This window comes from Desulfatibacillum alkenivorans DSM 16219, from assembly GCF_900142135.1.
GTDB classification, from domain to species: domain Bacteria; phylum Desulfobacterota; class Desulfobacteria; order Desulfobacterales; family Desulfatibacillaceae; genus Desulfatibacillum; species Desulfatibacillum alkenivorans.
This window is the reverse complement of sequence record NZ_FQZU01000016.1, coordinates 109,698-126,738: the sequence shown is the minus strand read 5'-3', so window position 1 is coordinate 126,738 and position 17,041 is coordinate 109,698. Positions and strand designations below refer to the sequence as shown.

Below are 17,041 nucleotides of genomic sequence, written 5' to 3'. Positions count from 1 at the left end.
TCTCCGGGCAGGCGAAGGGGTAAAAACGAGACTTTGCCATGGTCCTGCCTCAATCGCTTCTTCCAGTAGTAAAACTGGTGGGGCTTGAGACTGTGCTTTTGGCAATAGGCTTTTTGCGTGAGGCTGCTCTGGCGGCATTGGGCGAGGTGATGCTCCCAAAACCGGCGCTTGGCCTGAGGATCGGACAGGTCTTGGCTTGGTGCGGAAAAACGATCTTCTCGGCTCTTCGTCGGATAAATGGCTTCTTGCGACATGGAATCTCCTTTCAAAAGATGGAAATTCTTATGCCACATCCCGATTAACCCGTGAAGATGCGGTTGTTTAGACGGTTACGGATTAACGCTTTCATGGACAACGTCTGAGATTTCTCAGCAAGATAAACAGGCGAAAAAAGGGTTTTAGTTTGCACCCTTCGTCCGCCAAACGCCGAAGACTTCCTGATTCCATACAGGCCGCACCTTTTGTTGCTTCGCAACACTGGCGCCAAACAACGCTGCCAGCGCCGCCCGGAGATGGTTGAAAACAGGCAGGTAGAGGTAGACGCGGCCCTGCCCGGCGCCAGCCTACAGGCGAATGGTTTTTTACTTGAGCAGTTTCCGGCCCAATTCCGGAAGGGCCAGACCTACATGAAAAACAGTTTAAGCAGTTCGATAAGCAAGAATTTTAAGGGATTTTTTGTGGGAAGATTACAGGGGTGGAAAGGGCTTTGTTGGAAGCGCGACTGCAATTTGCGCGAAGCGCCATTTTAAAGTTTTGATCCAACTTTTTCAAAAGTTGGCCGCGGGAGGCAGGCGGTTTGGCAGTTGGCCGCCGGAGGCGAAAAGTCTTTTCCGCAGTCAATGCAGTGCGCCTCCGGCGGCAGGCGGTTTACCGCCGGAGGCCTGCTGTTTTTCACTTAGTGGGCGGAGTCTCAAACGTCAAACGTAGACTTGACCCCATTTTCAGGCGGATTTTTTCTCGGCCATGACCTGGGAGGCCATGAGAGCGGCGCCCAGGGCGCCGTTGGTCTGGGGATCGGTGTCCAGAAATTTCAGATCCATGTTCAGGGCGTTGGCCAGGGCCCGCCCCAGGCCTTTGTTCTTTGCCACGCCGCCGGTGAAGGCGATGTCCTCTTCCACGCCGATGCCTTTGGCCAATGCCGCCACGCGGCCGGCCATGGCCTTGTGCAGAGCCTTGGCGATGTCCGGGACTTCGTAGCCTTTGTTGACCAGGCTGATGACCTCGGTTTCGGCGAAGACCACACACTGGTTGGAAATGGACAGGTCCTCGGTCGCCTGGAGGTCCAGGTCGCCCATGTCCTCCATGGGAACGTCCAGGGCTTCGGCCATGACTTCCAGAAAGCGTCCCGTGCCTGAGGCGCATTTGTCGTTGTAGCCGTAGCGTTCCACATTGCCGTTTTCGTCGATCCGCGCGGCCTTGGCGTCCTGGCCCCCGATGTCGATGATGCTGCGCACCGACGGCATGTTCCAGACCGCGCCCCGGGCGTGGCAGGCGATTTCCGACTCCACCAGGTTCACAAAGTCGATCTGCTTTCGGCCGTAGCCCGTGCCCACGGTGAATTCAATATCCCCCTGGCTGAGCCCGGCCTGGGCGAGAGCCATGTCCATGACCTCCCTGGCCGACTGCCCGGGAGAGGGGTTGGCCCGCAACACGGCGCTGGCTATAATTTCGTTATCCTTCATGATCACGGCCTTGGCCGTGAGGGATCCCACATCCACACCTGCTACGATCATGTTACGCCCTCCCCTCTTTCACGTCGCTTGCCAGCACAGCCGCGCCGATAGCCCCCGCCAGTTGGGGGTCCGCTTTTCTGATGATGGTCACTTTGTGGCCGATGAGCTTTTCCAAGGACCTTACCACGCCGGCATTTTTGGCGACTCCGCCGGTCATGGCCACTTCGCGCTGGGCGTGGACGGCGTTGGCCAGGGTAGCCACCCGGCCGGCCATGGCGTTGTTCACGCCGGCGCCCACGTCCTCCACGGGTATACCGGAGTTGATGTACTGGATCACGTCGGCCTGGGCCCATACCGTGCAGGTGGAGGCCAGGGTGACGGGCTCGCGGGATTTTTTGGACATCTTGCCCAGATCATCCACGGAAACGCCCAGCAGCTTGGCCATGACCTCCAGGAAGCGTCCCGTGCCCGCGGCGCATTTATCGTTGGTCAAAAACTTCTCCACACGGCCGTTCTTGTCCAGACGGATGGCCTTGCAGTCCTGACCGCCTATGTCGATAATGGTTTTGGTGGCGGGCGCCAGCCAGACCGCTCCCCGGGCGTGGCAGGCGATTTCCGATCTGGCCTGGTCCACAAAGGGAATGTTGTCCCGGCCGTATCCCGTGCCCACGCAATACTCAACGCCGGACTGGGAGATTTTCGCTTTTTCAAGGGCTTCATCCATAACCTTTTGGGCCGAAATTTCGGGCCGGGAGCTCGAGCGAATGATGGCGGAGCCAATTATCCTGCCGTCCCGGATGATCACGGCTTTGGAGGTTAAGGAGCCTACGTCGCAACCTGCAGTTATCATATGCCAATCCTCCTGACATCCAAAAATTCTTCAAATCGGGCTTGCGTCATGCTCCAAGACTCCACCCTTTCGTCGAACACGTCCGCATTTATAATCAGGGTGGGCAGGCCTTCCTTTTCCAATTGCTTGGCAAGCAGCTTGACCATGCCCCAGGTGTTGCGGCAGCCGGGGGTGCCCATGTATACGGCGAAATCCGGATTATAGAGTTCACGCTGGGCCCGGATTTCCTCCAGCCACATGTCCGGGGCGTCGTACGGCCCCCGGATCTGCTTGACCATGGGCATGCGGCAGTTCAAGGCGGCCATGGTGTCGATCATGGAGTCCAGGTCTGTGGCGTCCACGGTGTATCCCTCGCCGTCCCTCACATAAGGCGCCGCCTGTTGGTAGAAGCGGTCCGCAATGCAGCCCAGATGGGTGATTCCCCGGCTGTCCAGGAAATTCCACAAAGGCAGCCCCCCGCCGTAATGGTCCGTGTAGACGAACAGAGCCCTGGCTTTTTCCTCGCCGAATCTGTTTCCGGGCCTTCCTTCCTGGACGTTTTTACGGATTACCTTGAGCATTTCCTCCAGGGTTTTGGTGCCGTCCTCCGTGCCGCCGAACAAAAACCTCAGCAGATACATGAACAGGTTGAACGTTGTCGGGATGGGGCTGGGGATCATGCGCTGATAATCCTGCATTTCCACGATGAGTTCGTCCTGCTTTTGGATTTCCTCCAAAACGCCCCGGAGCTTGGCCGGGTCCAGGGGCTTGCCCGTCTGCTCGGCGATGAAATCGATCATGGCCCGGTAATCGGACCTATGATAGGCGTCGGCCCGTTCCCCCCGCATTTCAGGCGGAAAGTTGCACTGGAACAGGGGGAGATCCAGGGCTTCGGCGGCGAACGCAAAGGCGCTGGTGTTGGTGTCGCAAATGCCGCTCATGTTGCACAGGACAAAGTCCGGCTTTTGGGCGGCGCCGGCCAGGTAGGCGCCCATGGCGCCCCGCTGGGCCGAACAGGCGGTTTCGGCGAAGCCTATTTCCAGGCAATAGTCCATAAACTCGCCCATGCCGTACTTGCGGGACAAATTGCCCACGGCCGTAATGGGCTCGATGAGCAGAGGAACCACGTCCATGGCGTAGCACAGGGCCGGGGACATGCAAAAGGTGGTGAGAGCCACCTTGCGTCCGTCCTGGCGCGCCGTGACGATATTGGAAATGTATTTGGCCGACCCTTTGGTCATGGCCCTGCCAACGTCCTCGTATTGATAAAAGAGATCCATAACGGTCCCCATGGTGGGAAACCGCGACCTGGCTCTCTCAAATTCCTTCCTCGTTCCGTCCAGGGAACGAGAGCCCTGATCAAAAACCCGCTGCATATTCCAATCGTAGTCATACTCTAACAAGGCTTGTCTCATGGAGATCTCCTTTTACTACAGCCAGGCGTAGTTAAATCAGTCGGCGCAACTCCAAAAACTCCTCAAAACGATGCCGGGTGGCTTCCCAGGATTCCACCCGCTCGTCAAACGCGTCCGCGTTGATGACCAGGGTGGGAAGTCCGGCGTCTTCCAGTTTTTTTGCCAGGAGCTTGAGCATGCCCCAGGTGTTGCGGCATCCGGGCGTGCCCGAATAGACGGCAAAGTCGGCGTTCATGCTGTCTTTCAGGTACATGGCTTCCTCCAGCCACATGTCCGGGGCGTCGTAAGGCCCCCGGATCTGCTTGACCATGGGCAGCCTGGAGTTCTGTTCGGCCAGCGTGTCGATCATGGAGTCCAGGTCCGCCGTGTCCAGATGGTATCCGTCTCCATTGGAGTAGAACACCTTGTCCTGATAATACTTGGTCAGGATGCAGCCCAGATGGGCGATGCCCATTTCGTCCATGAAGGTCCACAAAGGGATGTTTGTGGCGTAATGGTCGATGTACACAAACAAGGCCCGGGTTTTTTCGTCCTGGGAGCTTAGGCCTGAAACCCCTTTGGCGGCGTTTTTCTTGGCCGCTTCCAGGCAGGCCCTCAGCATGGTGGTGCACGGCTCCATGCCCGCCATGGTAAAGCGCAGGGCGTATATGAACAGGTTGAAAATCACAGGGACCGGGTTGGGCCTCAGACGCTGCAACTCCTGAATTTCACAGATGAGGTCGTCCTGCACCTCGATTTCCTGCATGACGGCCCGCAGCTTGTCCTCGTCCAGTTTATTGCCGGTCTGCTCCTCCAGAAACTTGATGAAGTTCCGGTAATCCGCGCGATGATAATCCGCGGCCCGCTGATCCGTAAGCGTGGGCGGATAGTTGATCTGATAAAACGGGATGTCCAGGTAACTGGCGGCGAAGGTGAACGAATTGGCGTTGGTGTCGCAAATTCCTCCGGTGTCTATGGCGACGAAATCCGGCTTTTCGGCCAGGCCTTTCAAATAAGCGCCCAGGGCGCCCCGCTGGGAGGAGCAGGAGGTTTCCGTAAACCCCGCCTCCACGCAAAAATCCATAAACTCGGCGGTGCCGCCCTTTCTCACCAGGTTGCCCAGGACCGTCATGGGCTCCAGGACAATGGGCACGATATCCATGGCCCAGAAAATGGCCGGAGACTGGCAAAATGTGGTGAAGGCCAGTTTTCTTCCCTTGGCGTGGGCCGTGGTGATGGCCTCGGTGTATTGCGAGAATCCCTTCATGAACAAGGCCCCGGGATCGCCATGGCCGAACACGAAGTCCGCCAGATCCTTCATATCTCCAATGCGGGACATGATGCGATCGTACTCCTTGGGAGTGCCGTTAATGGCTTTGGCGGCGTTCGAAAACAGGCTGTGAAGCGCCCAGTCAAAGGGATATTCCGTGTATTCCTTCCTCATGGCTGACTTTATCCTTCCACTGTTATGCAGCAGGTTTTTCCGTTCTTCTTTCAGGGATGCTTTCCAGGAAAGCGCCTATCCTCATGCGAAGGCGGCCTTCATCGGCCATGGCCCCGTACTCCCTCTCCAGCCGAATGGCCGGAACCCCCATGGACTCCAACTCCGCCTCGAACAGCCCGTTTTCCGAACCGTGAAGGTCGCAAAAACGGATGTTCTGGAGAATGACGCCGTCCACCTTGGCCAGCTCCATCTTCTGCTTGATCAGGGCCATGCGGTCCTTGTAATGCCCGAACATTCTGGGACAGAACTGATGGTGAAGATACCTGCCGGCAATGGTGAGCATGGTAGGGCTGTCCTCGGGGACCATGCCTTCGAAAGACCGGGATCCGAAGCAAACCGTATCAGCCACGACCACGGCGCCCTCCGCCTCGATCACGGAAATAAGGGATTGGTCGTCCACCACGCTTCCGCCCAAAAGAATGCGCTTCTTGCCGCCATGATGGGCTGGACGGGCCTTTAACTCGTCCAGGGCCTCCCGGAGCAGGGGATTGTACACCTCCTTGGGCATGGCGGTTCCCGCCAGGATGATGTTCATGGCTTCCTGGCCCGAGACGGGCGTATTTTCCATGCCCCGTACTTCGTCCAGCTCCTTTAACAGGTCCCGGGTTTCGTTATAAAGGGTGATGGATTTTCTAAGATTCTCCTCCGTAATGGTTACATTGAAATGCTCCTCGATATGCTTTTTGAACATTTCGATTTCTTCGGAAAACCATTTGAGGGAATAGTCCACGGCCTTGTGGGGCACGCCCAGATAATGCCAGAAGCCGGGCAGGATGCCGGGATAGTCGTCGTTGGCGGCGCGCCAGCATTCGTCCAGGCGGCGCATGGAGTCGCAGCTTTGCACCATGACCGCGCCGTCCAGAAAATTAAAGGCGCCCTCCCCCGCCTTTTGCAGGATGGCCTTTGGGCAGCTGCAAATAAAGGGGCCGAAATAGGTGTCGCCGATGGAAGTGGATTCCGACTCAATGCCGCGCAAACGATAAGGCATCATGCCCGCGGCTGAAATGATTTCCTCGGGGACGTGGCTGCACGTGTGGCCGATGACCTTTTTGCCCTGGGCCTTCCACTCCCGGATGACCTGGTTGTCCACATGATCTGCGGCTTCTTCAAAAATGGGATTCATGATCAAGCCTCCTGGGGTTTAAGAAGTTCTCGCAAAGCATTCAGGGCGTTGTCTATGCCTTCCTGATGCTCGTCGTTTTCCGGGGCCAGGCATTCGCACACGCCTTGAACAAGGGGCGGAAAAACCGAGCGCACCAGGGGCTTGAAGGAGTCGGCCAGGTCCCTGGCCAGCCACTGGGCGGTTTCGCCGACCTCGTCCAGGTCCACGGAATAGGAGAAAGACTCCAGGATGCTCATGGCAAGGTCGGGCTTGACCTTGCGAATCCGGTTGGCCACCTGGGCGTGCAGATTCAGCGCCTCAGCCAGATCCTGCATGTCCAGACGCAGCGCGCCTTCAGCCACGGCCTCGGCTATCGCCTCATCGTCCATTTCCTCCAGCAGGGATACGTTGGTCAAAAGCGCTTTAATCCGGGAGTTCAGCAGCACAGGAGATTCCTTCAACTGCTGGATCAGCATGTCCGGATGCTCCTGCAAAAGCGCGTACTTGGCGTTTTCCTTGGCGTCCCGGATTTCGGAAATCGCCTGCCTGCCTTTCCACCAGACCTGCGTGTCAATGGCCGCCACGATTTCCTTAAGTTTGCTGGTCAGTTCCTGGGTGAACTGGGGATGCCCCGGAGGACCCAGGAGGGAGCTGCCCGTATGGATTTTACGCAAAAGCTCGTGCAGGTAATTAACCGCCTGCCCCACGGCCGCCCCATCGATATCCCCCATGAGGGACAGGATGATTTCCGTCAGAAGATCGGGCGGCATGTTGTCCAACTGCCCCGTGGCTTCGTTAAGAATGGCGACGGTCACGTTGAACGTGGCCGGAACCAGGCCCAACAGGCAAACCACCTTGGAGGGATACCGGTCAAAAACCTCGTTAATAGCCCGCACTATACCTACAAAGTCGTTCTGGGAATGCTTGATGACGTCTTCCAGGTCGGCGAAGTCCAGGTTTTCCACCAAGGCCTGAAAGGGCGCCTGGATCTGCTCGGAGACGAATGTGGGATTGGTCTCATGGACTTCGTTCACAATACGGATAAGGGTGGCCAAGGTCTGCCCGATGGAAGCGGAGTCGATGGCCTGGAGCGCCTGGGCCATGTAGGCCTGTTTTTTTTCGTCAGGCAGGCTGTCCAGGGCCTTGCTGAGGCCTCCCGTCCCTTTAATGCCCGTGTTCACCAGAGCGGGAACCTTGGACATGAGTATTTCCGAAAACTCCATATCCTCAAAGAGCTTGACCTGGGGTGCGTCTTCGCCGGCCTTCGCCAGGAATCCCTTCTCCATGGTCTTGGCTATTTGCCTGGATATTATCTTTCGAACGGCTGAGTCGCCCGCCCAGGCCTTAAGGACCTCCGGCATAAGGGCGCCGGTCATGTCCTTGAACTCCTTGGTCTGAAGCAGCTTTTCAGCCAGCTTTTCCATGGCGGGATCGCGTCCCGTCCCGCCGTTTTTCCCGTTTCCCGGGGGCGCTTTTTTGGCGTCTTCCTGAGTTGTCGCGTCCTGGCCTTGCATTACGATACCTCCTCGGCGTCGGTTAGATGATGGTCGGTCATGAAGGGGCACAGGTTGCACAGCCTGTTTTCAGGGTTCTCGTGTTCGCCCAAATACACCATGAGCACGTCCTTCAGGAGCGCTAATTGTTCGGGTAGGGAAACGGAGCCGGGCACGAGCCGGTTTTGATACACCAGGCCGCCCAGAAAGGTGGCTGTGAATTCAGCCACCTGGCTTGGCAGGCCCAGGTACACGGCCATGTTCCGGATGTAGTAATCCAGCCACTGGCGGGCGGTCTGACGCGCCTGCGCCGTATCGTGGCAGCGGACAAAATCGATGGAAAGAAGCAGCATTTTGCCGAAGGCCGATTCCTTAACCTGAAAAAACTCCAGGAAGCGGCTGATGCGCTCTTCAAACGTTCCGGACAAGGAGGGCGCCTGGGTGACTTCCTCCACGTCCTTTTTGCCCATGTACTGAAACATCTGGTCCAGGATGGATTGTTTTGTCGGAAAATAATGATACAAGGCCCCCGTGGATATGCCCAGGCGCTTGGCGATCTGGCGCATGGTCACGTTGGAATAGCCTTTGTCGGAAAACAGTTCAAAACACCCCCCCAGAAGTTCTTCCCTGTACTTGTCATGGTCCACTATTTTGGGCATGAAAACCTCGTTTTAGGCAGCATGAGCCTGAGAATCCCTCTCCTCATTATTGGGTTCGGCCGCAAGATGACTGGCGAGTCTTTTGCCCAAGGCCACCAGAGTCAACGAAGGCGGCAGCCCCCATGCCTCAGGGATGACCGAACAGTCGCAAACGTACAAATTGTCATATTTAAAGGTTTTGAGGTCAGGGTCCACAATGTCCCCGATCTTGGCGGTTCCTCCAGGATGGGCGGCGATGTACCAGGATTTGTAAATATCCTTGGCCCCGGTGTTCTTGAGGATTTCCTTGGCCCGTTCGTAGCCTTTCATGAGCTTGGCGTCGTCCTCGGGGATGAGCTTTTTGCGCACTCCGCCGGCTTCCGTGAGCTTTCCGCCCAGAGTGTCCTTGGCTTTGATCATGATCTGCAAGGTGCGGGAGTGGTTAAACAGCTTGTGCGCCCGCCCCACTTGAGCGGTAAAACCCTGATAGGCGACTTTGGGCACGGTCATGTCGGTCATGACGTACCCTTCGTCCGACATGTGCGCGCCCGTGGCCATGGGGAATTCCCTGCCTCCAAGATCTTCAGGGATGGTTCCCATGACGCAGATCAGGGGGTCGAAAAAGTAATCGTAGCCCGCTGCGTATATTCCGCTGGCGCGCAGAATCACGGGCGTTCCAATGCCCCCGGCCCCCAGGATCACCACCTCGGCGTAAGCCTTTTGGGTCTGCCCGCCCGCGGAGTATTCCACGCCCACGGCCTTTCCGTTTTCAACCAGCACCTTGCGGGTCTTGGCCCGGGCGATGAACCGGCAATTCTTGTGCGTCTTGAACTCGTCCACAAACATGCGGGCGCTCCACTTGGCGCCGTAGGGGCAGCCCAGATTGCATTTGTCGCAATCGGCCCGGCATTTGTCCTGGTAGACGTATTTGTTCAAAGGATGCCAGTCGTAGCCCAATTCCTGAGCGCTCTCCATAATGCGCTTGGCCATGGGGCCGATCAGGCTGTCCTTTAAAGGAGCAATGGGCAATTCCTCTTTGACCTGCCGGACTTCCTCCTCGATGTCCACCCCGTAGCCCCGGAGCATTTCCAAAGGAGGCTCAAAGGCCGTGGCATAGTACAAAACCGAGCTGCCGCCCGCCGTAATGGCCCGCACCATGGAAAGGCCCTTGTGAGTGAACAGGAGACTTTTTCCGGGGATCAATCCCATTTCAGCCGCCTGCAGGTAGCTGCCTTTAATGGGTTCGTCTCCGCCCCAATCCATCATCAGGACCTTTTGGCCCTTTGCCGCCAACTCCTTGGCGACCGTGGCCCCCCCGGGCCCGGAGCCTACGACGATGGCATCGTAGGACATGGTTGATACGCTCATACTTCCCTCCCTGATTTGGGTTTAATAAAAAGCCCTTTGCAATGTATTTTTTTTTGCGCGCCCGAATTATCTCGAACGTTCGGTCTAAATAAAACGCCTTAGAATGCCGCCCTGTCGGGATTACCCTGCGATACTTATTCTTTAGGATAAAAAAATCAAATGGTTGTGCCTGGAACTGCGCCTTTGCGTTGACAGAGCAGAATTGATATGACAGTACTGAGAGCTACCACACTGTAGGAAGCAGCCTATCACCGATGACACAGTGTGTCAATTGTTTTTTTACCGATTGTAAAAAGAAAGTTCAAGCCCCATGACCCACAAAGGCTTTGCCAACGCCCGCAGCATCTTAGCTAAGACACAGACGGAAATGGCCCAGATTTTGGGCATCTCAGTCAAGGCGGTGCACAGCTATGAACAGGGATGGAGAAACGTCCCGCCCCACGTGGAAAGACAGCTGTATTTTCTTTTAACCCGCCGCCGGGGAAGCAAGGTCCCCAGAAAGGCGTGCTGGACCATCAACAAATGCCCCAGCCAGTTGAAAAGCAAATGTCCGGCCTGGGAGTTCAAGGCGGGCGCCTTGTGCTGGTTCATCAATGGGACCGTGTGCGGAGGCCAAGTGTGCTCGGATTGGGGGGAAAAAATGGCCCAATGCAGGCGTTGTCCCGTGTTGACGGCCATGCTGGGGGAGTGCGCCCCGGAGGTGCTGGAGATTGAGCCGGAAGGGGCGGAACCAGCCTTGATGCACAAAGATGTTAACACATCCAAGAAGGAGTAGAGCATGAAGATAGTTCATTTTACTGAAATCGACCCTGTGGAATTCCCCGAGCCGGCCAAAGGCGTCAAGGGGCGCGTTTTGGTGGGGAAAAAGGACGGCGCGGAAAATTTCTGCATGCGTCTGTTTGAGCTGCCGCCTGGCGCGGCCACGCCCCGGCACAGCCACGCCTGGGAGCACGAGATATTCATCCATGCAGGATTCGGCGAAATATACAAGGAGGGGGAATGGGTCCCCGTCCGCGCCGGCGCCGCCGCATTCATCCCCGGCGAGGAGGAGCATCAACTGCGCTGCTCCGGGGAAACGCCCCTGTTTTTCGTCTGCCTGATTCCGGACGGCCCGCCGGAGCTGTAGGCCGCACATTGGGCTTGGTTCGGCGCACGGGGAGGTTCGCCCCCTGCGCCGCACAACCAGCGCCCCCGCCGCCGTCCTCTGTTAAAACTTCCACATTGTTTTGAAAAACTTTTCCAAGCCTGCTATTATTCAGCCCCGCTTGACTCGCACAGGTGCGTGTGAAGGGGAGGCCATAACCAAACAGGGGAATGTCTTGTGACGCTTTCCAATAAACAAAGGAAGTTCATAGCCCGCAATCACGACCGCATGTCCGTCTCCAAAATGGCCTCCCGCCTGGGAGCTTCGGCCAAGGAAATCGAACGGGAAATTGCAGCGGGCGCCGGCGAAGGGGCGGCTTCGCCGACAGAGCTTTCCCGCGTCCTGGATAAAGCGTCAATCATGATTCTTTTTGCAATCGCTGCGCTGACGCCGTTCGCCGTCCGGCCTGCTTTATACGACCAGACCAACCTGCCCCAGACGGTATTCTTCATTATGGGCGCCTTGCTGTTGAGCGCCGTCTTTTGCCTGAAGAGTTACTTTTCCCCAAAAAGCGCAGTCGCGCTCCCCACTGTTTTTTATCCCCTGGCGGCTTTTACCGCGTGGGGCGGCCTTAGCATCTTCTGGGCGGCGAACGCCTATGAGGCTGTTACAATCTGGCTCCCCTGGGCCGCGTGCCTGTTTTTTTTCTCGGCGGCATTCAATATTTCGGACTCCAGGGAACGGCGGCTTTTGTTGCTGAAAGGGCTCTTTTTTTCCGGAACGGCCGTAGCCCTGCTTGGCATACTGCAACATCTGGGTGGAGACGTCCTGCAGCATATGGGCGGGGAAAACTGGTTCGGCGTCAAGCAGGCGGAGCCTCCCGCCTCCACCTTCACCAACCGGAACATGGCGGTCCACTTCATCGTCTTGACCCTGCCCTTGGGCGCCGGCTTTTTTTTGCAGGAAAAAAGGGGCTGGCCAGCCGCTGCATTCCTTGTCTGTACAACCTTGATGCTGAATTATCTGTTTTACACCTCCAACAGGGCCGGTTGGCTTTGCCTGCTCCTGCAGATCGCCGTATTCGCGGCCCTGTTGCTTCTCTATAAAATAAAAACCGGCGCCATTGGCGTGAATCGGGGAAAAAGGATCTCCCTGGCCGTGTGCCTGGCGCTTTTTCTGGTTTTGTTCAATTGCGGGCCCAAGGGCTTGGAATGGCAATTCGGCAAGATTTTCCAGAGAGTTTCGGTTCTCACCCAATCAAACATGGAGAGTCCGGGGACGAGCCCCAAAACGTCGCCTTCGGCGGAAAAATGGCAAGACTCCCCGGCGGCGCCCGGGAAGTATGACGCCTCCAAAAGATTGCGTCTGGACATCTGGGCCAATACCCTGGCCATGATCAAGGAGCATCCCCTGCTTGGGGTTGGAATGGGCTCCCACAAGGTGCTTTACCCCATCTACTCCCGGCGGGCGAAGGTGGAAGGCGTCTTCTCGGAGGAGTCCCAATTATCCAACGTGCATAACGACTACCTGCAGATTGCGGCGGAGTTGGGCCTGCCCGGGCTTGCCATGGCCCTGTGGCTCGGCGTTTCAGCCTTTTTCATCCTGCTCAGGCTTTTCAGGAAGGAAAACGGGGAAGAAAAATTTCTCGTGATCGCCCTTGCAGCCTGCCTGGCCGGCATTAGCTTAAACGCTGCGGCGTCCTTTCCGTTTCAACGGATGGTCCCTTTACTGGTCGTAAGCCTCTATCTGGCGATGTTGGCGGGTTGGGATTCCAAGTATCAGGAAAAGCCTCCCCGCATAACGGCGCCGCCCGCCCGGGTCTGGCTGGTTTGCGCCGCCGCGTTCACGGGGTTGCTCATCGCCGCCGGCTGGGCGGGAAACCGGGCCATGAAAGCAGATGAGCAGTACAAATGGCTGGATGTGGGCGAGTCGGCGGCAAACTGGAACCTGGTCATCTCAAAAGGCAAGCAGGTTTTGGCGGACGATCCTTACAGGGTGAAGGCGCGTTCGTACTTAGGCAGGGCGTATTTGGAAAAACGAATGCCGGAAAAGGCGGCGCCCGAACTGGAAAAGGTCGTTCAGGCATATCCTTATCATATGAACGCCTTGCTGAATCTGGGCGTGGCGTACGGGACCATGGGAGAAAACGAAAAAGCCCTGGAAGTGTACGAAAAGGTGCTGCAAATCAAACCCGACTATGCCAAAGTCCATAACAACATCGGCAACGTGCAGATGAACACGGGAAAAATTCCGGAAGCCATGGAGGCCTTTACAAAGGCTGCGGAGCTGGACGGCGGAAATCCCCAAATCTGGATGAATCTGGGCGTGGCCGCTTTCAAGGCCCGGGATTTTGAGAAAGCAGCCACGGCCTTTGAAAAATGCGCCGTTTTAGCCCCCGGCTGGGCCCGGGCGAACCGGAACGCGGGGCATTTATTGATGCAAATCGGCCAGAGGGAAAAGGGCCTTCGTTACTTGCAAATCGCCGACGCCCTGGAAAAAGCGGAAAAGCAACCCAATGCAACGCAATAAGTTTTTGTAACGTGCGGATGAAGCCATGAGTCGTGTGGAAATGGGCTCCGGCCCCCAAAATATGCTCCCAGCAGTTCCAGGCCGTAAAAAGGTTTACACCTGCCAGGCCTGCGGCACGGATCAAAACATGGGGCGGAGAAAGTATTGCTCCAGAGCCTGCAGGCAAAAGCTCTTGTGGCGCCTGGAAGTGACCGCGAATCTGCTGCGCGCCATGCACACCCGGTACGCGTCCTTTTCGTTCACCCGGGACACGCTCATGCTGCACGTAGTGGCTTCAGGAGCCCCGCATGTGTACACCTACCTCTGGAAGCGCACTCCGGGCAAAAAACCGGTGGACGACCTGGGAGCGCTTGTAGAGCAGTTGGGACGGCTGTGGTGGAAGGAGCATGACAAACTGAGGTCCAGGCATCAGGCTTCCCAATGCGTATTGGAGCAGGCGCGCACCAGCGTGGTCAAGCCCGGGCAGGTTCGCCCTCAGGACGCCTCCCATCCGGTGGTCAGCCAAAGGCATCTGTCCGTTCTTAAGTTAAAAAAATCCGAAGTTATCGGCCCGGAACCCCAAAAGGCCTTGCGATCCGCCTACCGCAAACAGGTTATGGCCCACCACCCCGACCACAACGGCGACCCAGCCCTGTTCCGCAAGGTGCACGCCGCGTATGAGGAAATGAAGGAATGGCTTGAAAATCCCGTGGTGCGCAGCCAGAGGGGCCTTCCCGACAAGTGGAGTTACGACGGCCGCAAATGGGCGCCGCCCAGGAACGCCCCCGTCCCCCATAAGACGGGTTAGGCCTCTTGCGCCCCGAAAAAGCCGAAAAAACTTTTCTCATCAAAATAATAATCAAAAACGGAATATTAGAGTATTCCCCTTTAGAATCTCCTGAACAGCCTTGCCTTTATAGTCAAGATTCCATCCTTTACTGCCGATCATTAAAAATAACCAGGAAGGCGCCCTTGCGCCGCCGCCGGCTTGATGCACAGGCGAAACAGCCCGGGAAGGATGGCTGCTCCCGGCAAAACCCAAAGCACGGCATTTTCAATATTTTCTCTGACAACCTATTGGATGTCAACGTTGACAAGGCCTGTCAGGCCGATACGAACGCCAAAACCGGAGACGGATTTCATGCAGCAATCCAAAGCCAACATTCTGCTTGTCGACGATGAACCTGCAATTCATCGTTTAATGCAGCATATTCTTGAGCGGGAAGGCTACCGCCTCCTCTCCGTCTACTCAGGGGAAGAGGCCTTGGAAACAGTCGCCCAGGGCGGCATCGACCTTGTGATTCTGGACTTATCCATGCCGGGCATGGATGGTTTTGAGGTTGCCAGGCAAATCAAGGAGCAACCGCAGGCGTTCCTCATTCCCATCATCCTGTTTACAGGCCGGGATACGGTGGAAAACCACGCCAAGGCCCTGGAAATGGGGGTGGACGACTTCTTGTCCAAGACGGAGCATAAGGAAGTGATTTTGGCCCGGGTTCGGCTGCATTTAAAATTAAAAGGAATGCACGACAGGCTGGCGGATTATCAAAGCAACCTGGAAAAAAAGGTCGAGCAGCAGACCTGGCAATTGAAAACCGCCTCTTTGGAAACCATCGTGAAGCTGTCGGCAGCGTCGGAATTCCGGGATAACGAAACCGGCGCCCATATTCGCCGTATGAGCCATTATGCGGCGGCCATCGCCAAGACCATGGGATTCAACAAAAAGGTCCAGGAGTCCATCCTGTATTCGGCGCCCATGCACGACATCGGTAAAATCGGCATCCCCGACCGCATCCTGCTCAAGCCCGGGCCATTGACGGACAAAGAATGGAAAATCATGAAGAGGCATCCGCAAATCGGCGCCAGCATTCTTTCCGGCGCCCAAAGCGGCTTCATCCGCATGGCCGAAATGATCGCTTTGACCCATCACGAAAAATGGGACGGGTCCGGATATCCCAACGGCCTTAAGGGCAGGCAAATCCCCATTGCCGGCCAAATAGCCGCCATTGCGGACGTGTTTGACGCCCTGACCTCGGAAAGGCCATACAAGAGGGCGTTTTCAGGCATCGAGGCCATCCGGATCATCCAGGAAGGCAGAGGAAAACACTTTTCGCCGGAGGTGACGGACGCCTTCTTCACCACCCTGGACGAAATCCTGGTCATCAAGGACAAGTTCCAGGACACGGAGCAAGACAAGCAAAACCTGTATGCCAGAACCTATCAGGCTTTGGCCAAAGACGCCCAGGCCCCGATCCATCAGACGGCCTCGGCAATGCCGGGAAAAAACGGCGTTGGAATGCAGCCCGGCTCATCCCGTTTTCAAGAAAATCATTCCGGACCGCGGGTTTCCCTGACCTCCGTAGGTTAGCCTCAAAAGACACAACCCCGCTCCCTCGAGGACGGAAGCCCTTTGCACTGGGTTTCTCTATCGGGCGGACTCCCATCTATTGCCTCCGACATGCATCACAGTTGTTTTTTTATTAATTAATTATTGACAAACGATAATTTTTTCTTGATAATCGTCCCGCCATGGCGAAAAGGCCTATCCTTAATTTTTTGCTAACAGCCACGAAGGAGGCGTGTATCTTGGAAAAAATCGTTCGCGTCAGCCGCGCGCTAAGCGGCTTGTTTTTGGTTTTACTGGCGGCCGTTCCCTTTTTGTACGGGTTATTCTGGCTTTTCTTCAATCACCTGATGCAGTTTGACGGATTAGGCGCCTTTCAGGCATTGGCTTGTGCGGGCGTTCCCTTTCAACTGCCTGTGCCCGGATGGTCCAGGCTTTTGGGTTTTGCGGCGTCCCTGCCGGCCCTGTGCGTGGACTTATACGTGCTGAACCGGCTCAGGATGCTTTTTGGGCTCTACGCCAAAGGGGTCATTTTCGGCGCCGGCAATGTCCGGTGCATCCGATTGCTGGGGATTGCGTTGCTGGTTAAGCAAGGGCTGAATCCCATAGTGCAGGCCATGACCAGCGTCGCTTTGACCCTGCCTAATCCCCCCGGGCAGCGGGTTCTTCAATTTGGATTCAGCGACGCCAACTTTACGGCCTTGATCATCGGCGTGATGGTCATTGTGGTGGCCTGGATCATGGATGAGGGGCGGAAGATTCAGGAGGAGCAATCCCTCACCATTTGATCGCCGGTATGAAAAGGAGTGCATTATGCCGATTGTAGTCAATTTGGACGTCATGCTGGCCAAACGCAAAATGGCCTCCAAGGATTTGGCCGAGGCTGTGGGCATCACGCCGCAGAATCTGTCGATCCTGAAAAAAGGCCGGGCCAAGGCCATCCGCTTTTCCACCCTGGAGGCCATTTGCCTCCACCTGGACTGCCAGCCCGGCGATATCTTGGAATATGAACCCTAAAATGAAATACACCCAGTGCGCTCGTGCCGATGCAGCCGGAGAATCGCTACTGCGCATTGGGGCGGAAGCAGTAATAAGGGAGGCGTG

At 56.6% G+C, this 17,041-nt stretch carries 17 protein-coding genes; 8 read left to right on the top strand and 9 right to left on the bottom strand.

Going from position 1 to position 17,041, the window contains the following annotated elements; translation table 11 throughout:
• Positions 1 to 254: IS66 family insertion sequence element accessory protein TnpA (gene tnpA / locus BUE18_RS14080; RefSeq protein WP_073476739.1), on the bottom strand; the 254-nt coding region annotated here is incomplete at its 3' end.
• A gap of 207 nt (positions 255 to 461) precedes the next feature.
• Between tnpA and BUE18_RS14075 the strand changes: the two genes are divergently transcribed.
• Positions 462 to 749: a hypothetical protein gene (locus BUE18_RS14075; RefSeq protein ID WP_073476727.1), complete on the top strand. Its 288-nt coding sequence runs from the start codon at positions 462 to 464 to the stop codon at positions 747 to 749.
• Between the two features lie 192 nt (positions 750 to 941).
• Here BUE18_RS14075 and BUE18_RS14070 read toward each other — a convergent pair whose 3' ends face one another.
• From BUE18_RS14070 to BUE18_RS14035, 8 genes are read right to left on the bottom strand one after another with little or no spacing between them, the layout of a single operon-like run.
• Complete coding sequence (locus BUE18_RS14070; protein WP_073476725.1) at positions 942 to 1,733, bottom strand: acyl-CoA dehydratase activase; 792 nt, start codon at positions 1,731 to 1,733, stop codon at positions 942 to 944.
• Between the two features lies 1 nt (position 1,734).
• Positions 1,735 to 2,523: an acyl-CoA dehydratase activase gene (locus tag BUE18_RS14065; RefSeq protein ID WP_073476724.1), complete on the bottom strand. Its 789-nt coding sequence runs from the start codon at positions 2,521 to 2,523 to the stop codon at positions 1,735 to 1,737.
• Complete coding sequence (locus BUE18_RS14060) at positions 2,520 to 3,917, bottom strand: 2-hydroxyacyl-CoA dehydratase subunit D (protein WP_073476722.1); 1,398 nt, start codon at positions 3,915 to 3,917, stop codon at positions 2,520 to 2,522. The genes BUE18_RS14065 and BUE18_RS14060 overlap by 4 nt, the downstream gene beginning before the upstream one ends.
• Before the next feature lie 31 nt (positions 3,918 to 3,948).
• Positions 3,949 to 5,340 carry a 2-hydroxyacyl-CoA dehydratase subunit D gene (locus BUE18_RS14055; RefSeq protein WP_073476720.1) on the bottom strand — a complete coding sequence of 464 codons (1,392 nt, stop codon included), beginning with the start codon at positions 5,338 to 5,340 and terminating at the stop codon, positions 3,949 to 3,951.
• A 22-nt stretch (positions 5,341 to 5,362) separates the two neighbouring features.
• Positions 5,363 to 6,523 (bottom strand): 2-hydroxyacyl-CoA dehydratase subunit D, encoded by a 1,161-nt coding sequence (locus tag BUE18_RS14050; RefSeq protein WP_073476718.1) that lies wholly within the window; start codon positions 6,521 to 6,523, stop codon positions 5,363 to 5,365.
• A 2-nt stretch (positions 6,524 to 6,525) separates the two neighbouring features.
• Positions 6,526 to 8,016, bottom strand: coding sequence for a hypothetical protein (locus BUE18_RS14045; RefSeq protein WP_073476716.1), 1,491 nt, complete (start codon positions 8,014 to 8,016; stop codon positions 6,526 to 6,528).
• On the bottom strand, positions 8,016 to 8,654 hold the full coding sequence (locus BUE18_RS14040) for a TetR/AcrR family transcriptional regulator (protein WP_073476715.1): 639 nt from the start codon (positions 8,652 to 8,654) through the stop codon (positions 8,016 to 8,018). Before BUE18_RS14040 ends, BUE18_RS14045 begins: the two co-directional genes overlap by 1 nt.
• A gap of 12 nt (positions 8,655 to 8,666) precedes the next feature.
• Positions 8,667 to 10,001 (bottom strand): GMC family oxidoreductase N-terminal domain-containing protein, encoded by a 1,335-nt coding sequence (locus BUE18_RS14035; RefSeq protein WP_073476713.1) that lies wholly within the window; start codon positions 9,999 to 10,001, stop codon positions 8,667 to 8,669.
• A 310-nt stretch (positions 10,002 to 10,311) separates the two neighbouring features.
• Here BUE18_RS14035 and BUE18_RS14030 point away from each other — a divergent pair, with 310 nt between their 5' ends.
• The 7 genes from BUE18_RS14030 to BUE18_RS14000 all read left to right on the top strand — a co-directional run bounded on the left by BUE18_RS14030 (position 10,312) and on the right by BUE18_RS14000 (position 16,954).
• A complete protein-coding gene (locus BUE18_RS14030; protein WP_073476712.1) occupies positions 10,312 to 10,776 on the top strand; it encodes a helix-turn-helix domain-containing protein in 465 nt (154 codons plus the stop codon).
• Positions 10,777 to 10,779: 3 nt separating this feature from the next.
• A complete protein-coding gene (locus BUE18_RS14025; protein WP_073476710.1) occupies positions 10,780 to 11,127 on the top strand; it encodes a cupin domain-containing protein in 348 nt (115 codons plus the stop codon).
• A 195-nt stretch (positions 11,128 to 11,322) separates the two neighbouring features.
• Positions 11,323 to 13,614 carry a tetratricopeptide repeat protein gene (locus BUE18_RS14020; RefSeq protein WP_073476708.1) on the top strand — a complete coding sequence of 764 codons (2,292 nt, stop codon included), beginning with the start codon at positions 11,323 to 11,325 and terminating at the stop codon, positions 13,612 to 13,614.
• Between the two features lie 25 nt (positions 13,615 to 13,639).
• Positions 13,640 to 14,401, top strand: coding sequence for a J domain-containing protein (locus tag BUE18_RS14015; RefSeq protein WP_073476706.1), 762 nt, complete (start codon positions 13,640 to 13,642; stop codon positions 14,399 to 14,401).
• Positions 14,402 to 14,734: 333 nt separating this feature from the next.
• Complete coding sequence (locus BUE18_RS14010; RefSeq protein ID WP_073476704.1) at positions 14,735 to 15,961, top strand: HD domain-containing phosphohydrolase; 1,227 nt, start codon at positions 14,735 to 14,737, stop codon at positions 15,959 to 15,961.
• Between the two features lie 218 nt (positions 15,962 to 16,179).
• Positions 16,180 to 16,725 carry a DUF2975 domain-containing protein gene (locus tag BUE18_RS14005; protein ID WP_073476702.1) on the top strand — a complete coding sequence of 182 codons (546 nt, stop codon included), beginning with the start codon at positions 16,180 to 16,182 and terminating at the stop codon, positions 16,723 to 16,725.
• Positions 16,726 to 16,750: 25 nt separating this feature from the next.
• Positions 16,751 to 16,954, top strand: a complete 204-nt coding sequence (locus BUE18_RS14000; RefSeq protein ID WP_073476701.1) for a helix-turn-helix domain-containing protein — start codon at positions 16,751 to 16,753, stop codon at positions 16,952 to 16,954.
• Positions 16,955 to 17,041 lie beyond the last annotated feature (87 nt).

Coding starts and splice junctions, on each gene's coding strand:
- BUE18_RS14040 (WP_073476715.1), bottom strand. CDS start 8,654: ATGCCCAAAATAGTGGACCATGACAAGTACAGGGAAGAACTTCTGGGG.
- BUE18_RS14000 (WP_073476701.1), top strand. CDS start 16,751: ATGCCGATTGTAGTCAATTTGGACGTCATGCTGGCCAAACGCAAAATG.
- BUE18_RS14015 (WP_073476706.1), top strand. CDS start 13,640: ATGAGTCGTGTGGAAATGGGCTCCGGCCCCCAAAATATGCTCCCAGCA.
- BUE18_RS14070 (WP_073476725.1), bottom strand. CDS start 1,733: ATGATCGTAGCAGGTGTGGATGTGGGATCCCTCACGGCCAAGGCCGTG.
- BUE18_RS14035 (WP_073476713.1), bottom strand. CDS start 10,001: ATGAGCGTATCAACCATGTCCTACGATGCCATCGTCGTAGGCTCCGGG.
- BUE18_RS14010 (WP_073476704.1), top strand. CDS start 14,735: ATGCAGCAATCCAAAGCCAACATTCTGCTTGTCGACGATGAACCTGCA.
- BUE18_RS14045 (WP_073476716.1), bottom strand. CDS start 8,016: ATGCAAGGCCAGGACGCGACAACTCAGGAAGACGCCAAAAAAGCGCCC.
- BUE18_RS14050 (WP_073476718.1), bottom strand. CDS start 6,523: ATGAATCCCATTTTTGAAGAAGCCGCAGATCATGTGGACAACCAGGTC.
- BUE18_RS14060 (WP_073476722.1), bottom strand. CDS start 3,917: ATGAGACAAGCCTTGTTAGAGTATGACTACGATTGGAATATGCAGCGG.
- BUE18_RS14025 (WP_073476710.1), top strand. CDS start 10,780: ATGAAGATAGTTCATTTTACTGAAATCGACCCTGTGGAATTCCCCGAG.
- BUE18_RS14055 (WP_073476720.1), bottom strand. CDS start 5,340: ATGAGGAAGGAATACACGGAATATCCCTTTGACTGGGCGCTTCACAGC.
- BUE18_RS14030 (WP_073476712.1), top strand. CDS start 10,312: ATGACCCACAAAGGCTTTGCCAACGCCCGCAGCATCTTAGCTAAGACA.
- BUE18_RS14065 (WP_073476724.1), bottom strand. CDS start 2,523: ATGATAACTGCAGGTTGCGACGTAGGCTCCTTAACCTCCAAAGCCGTG.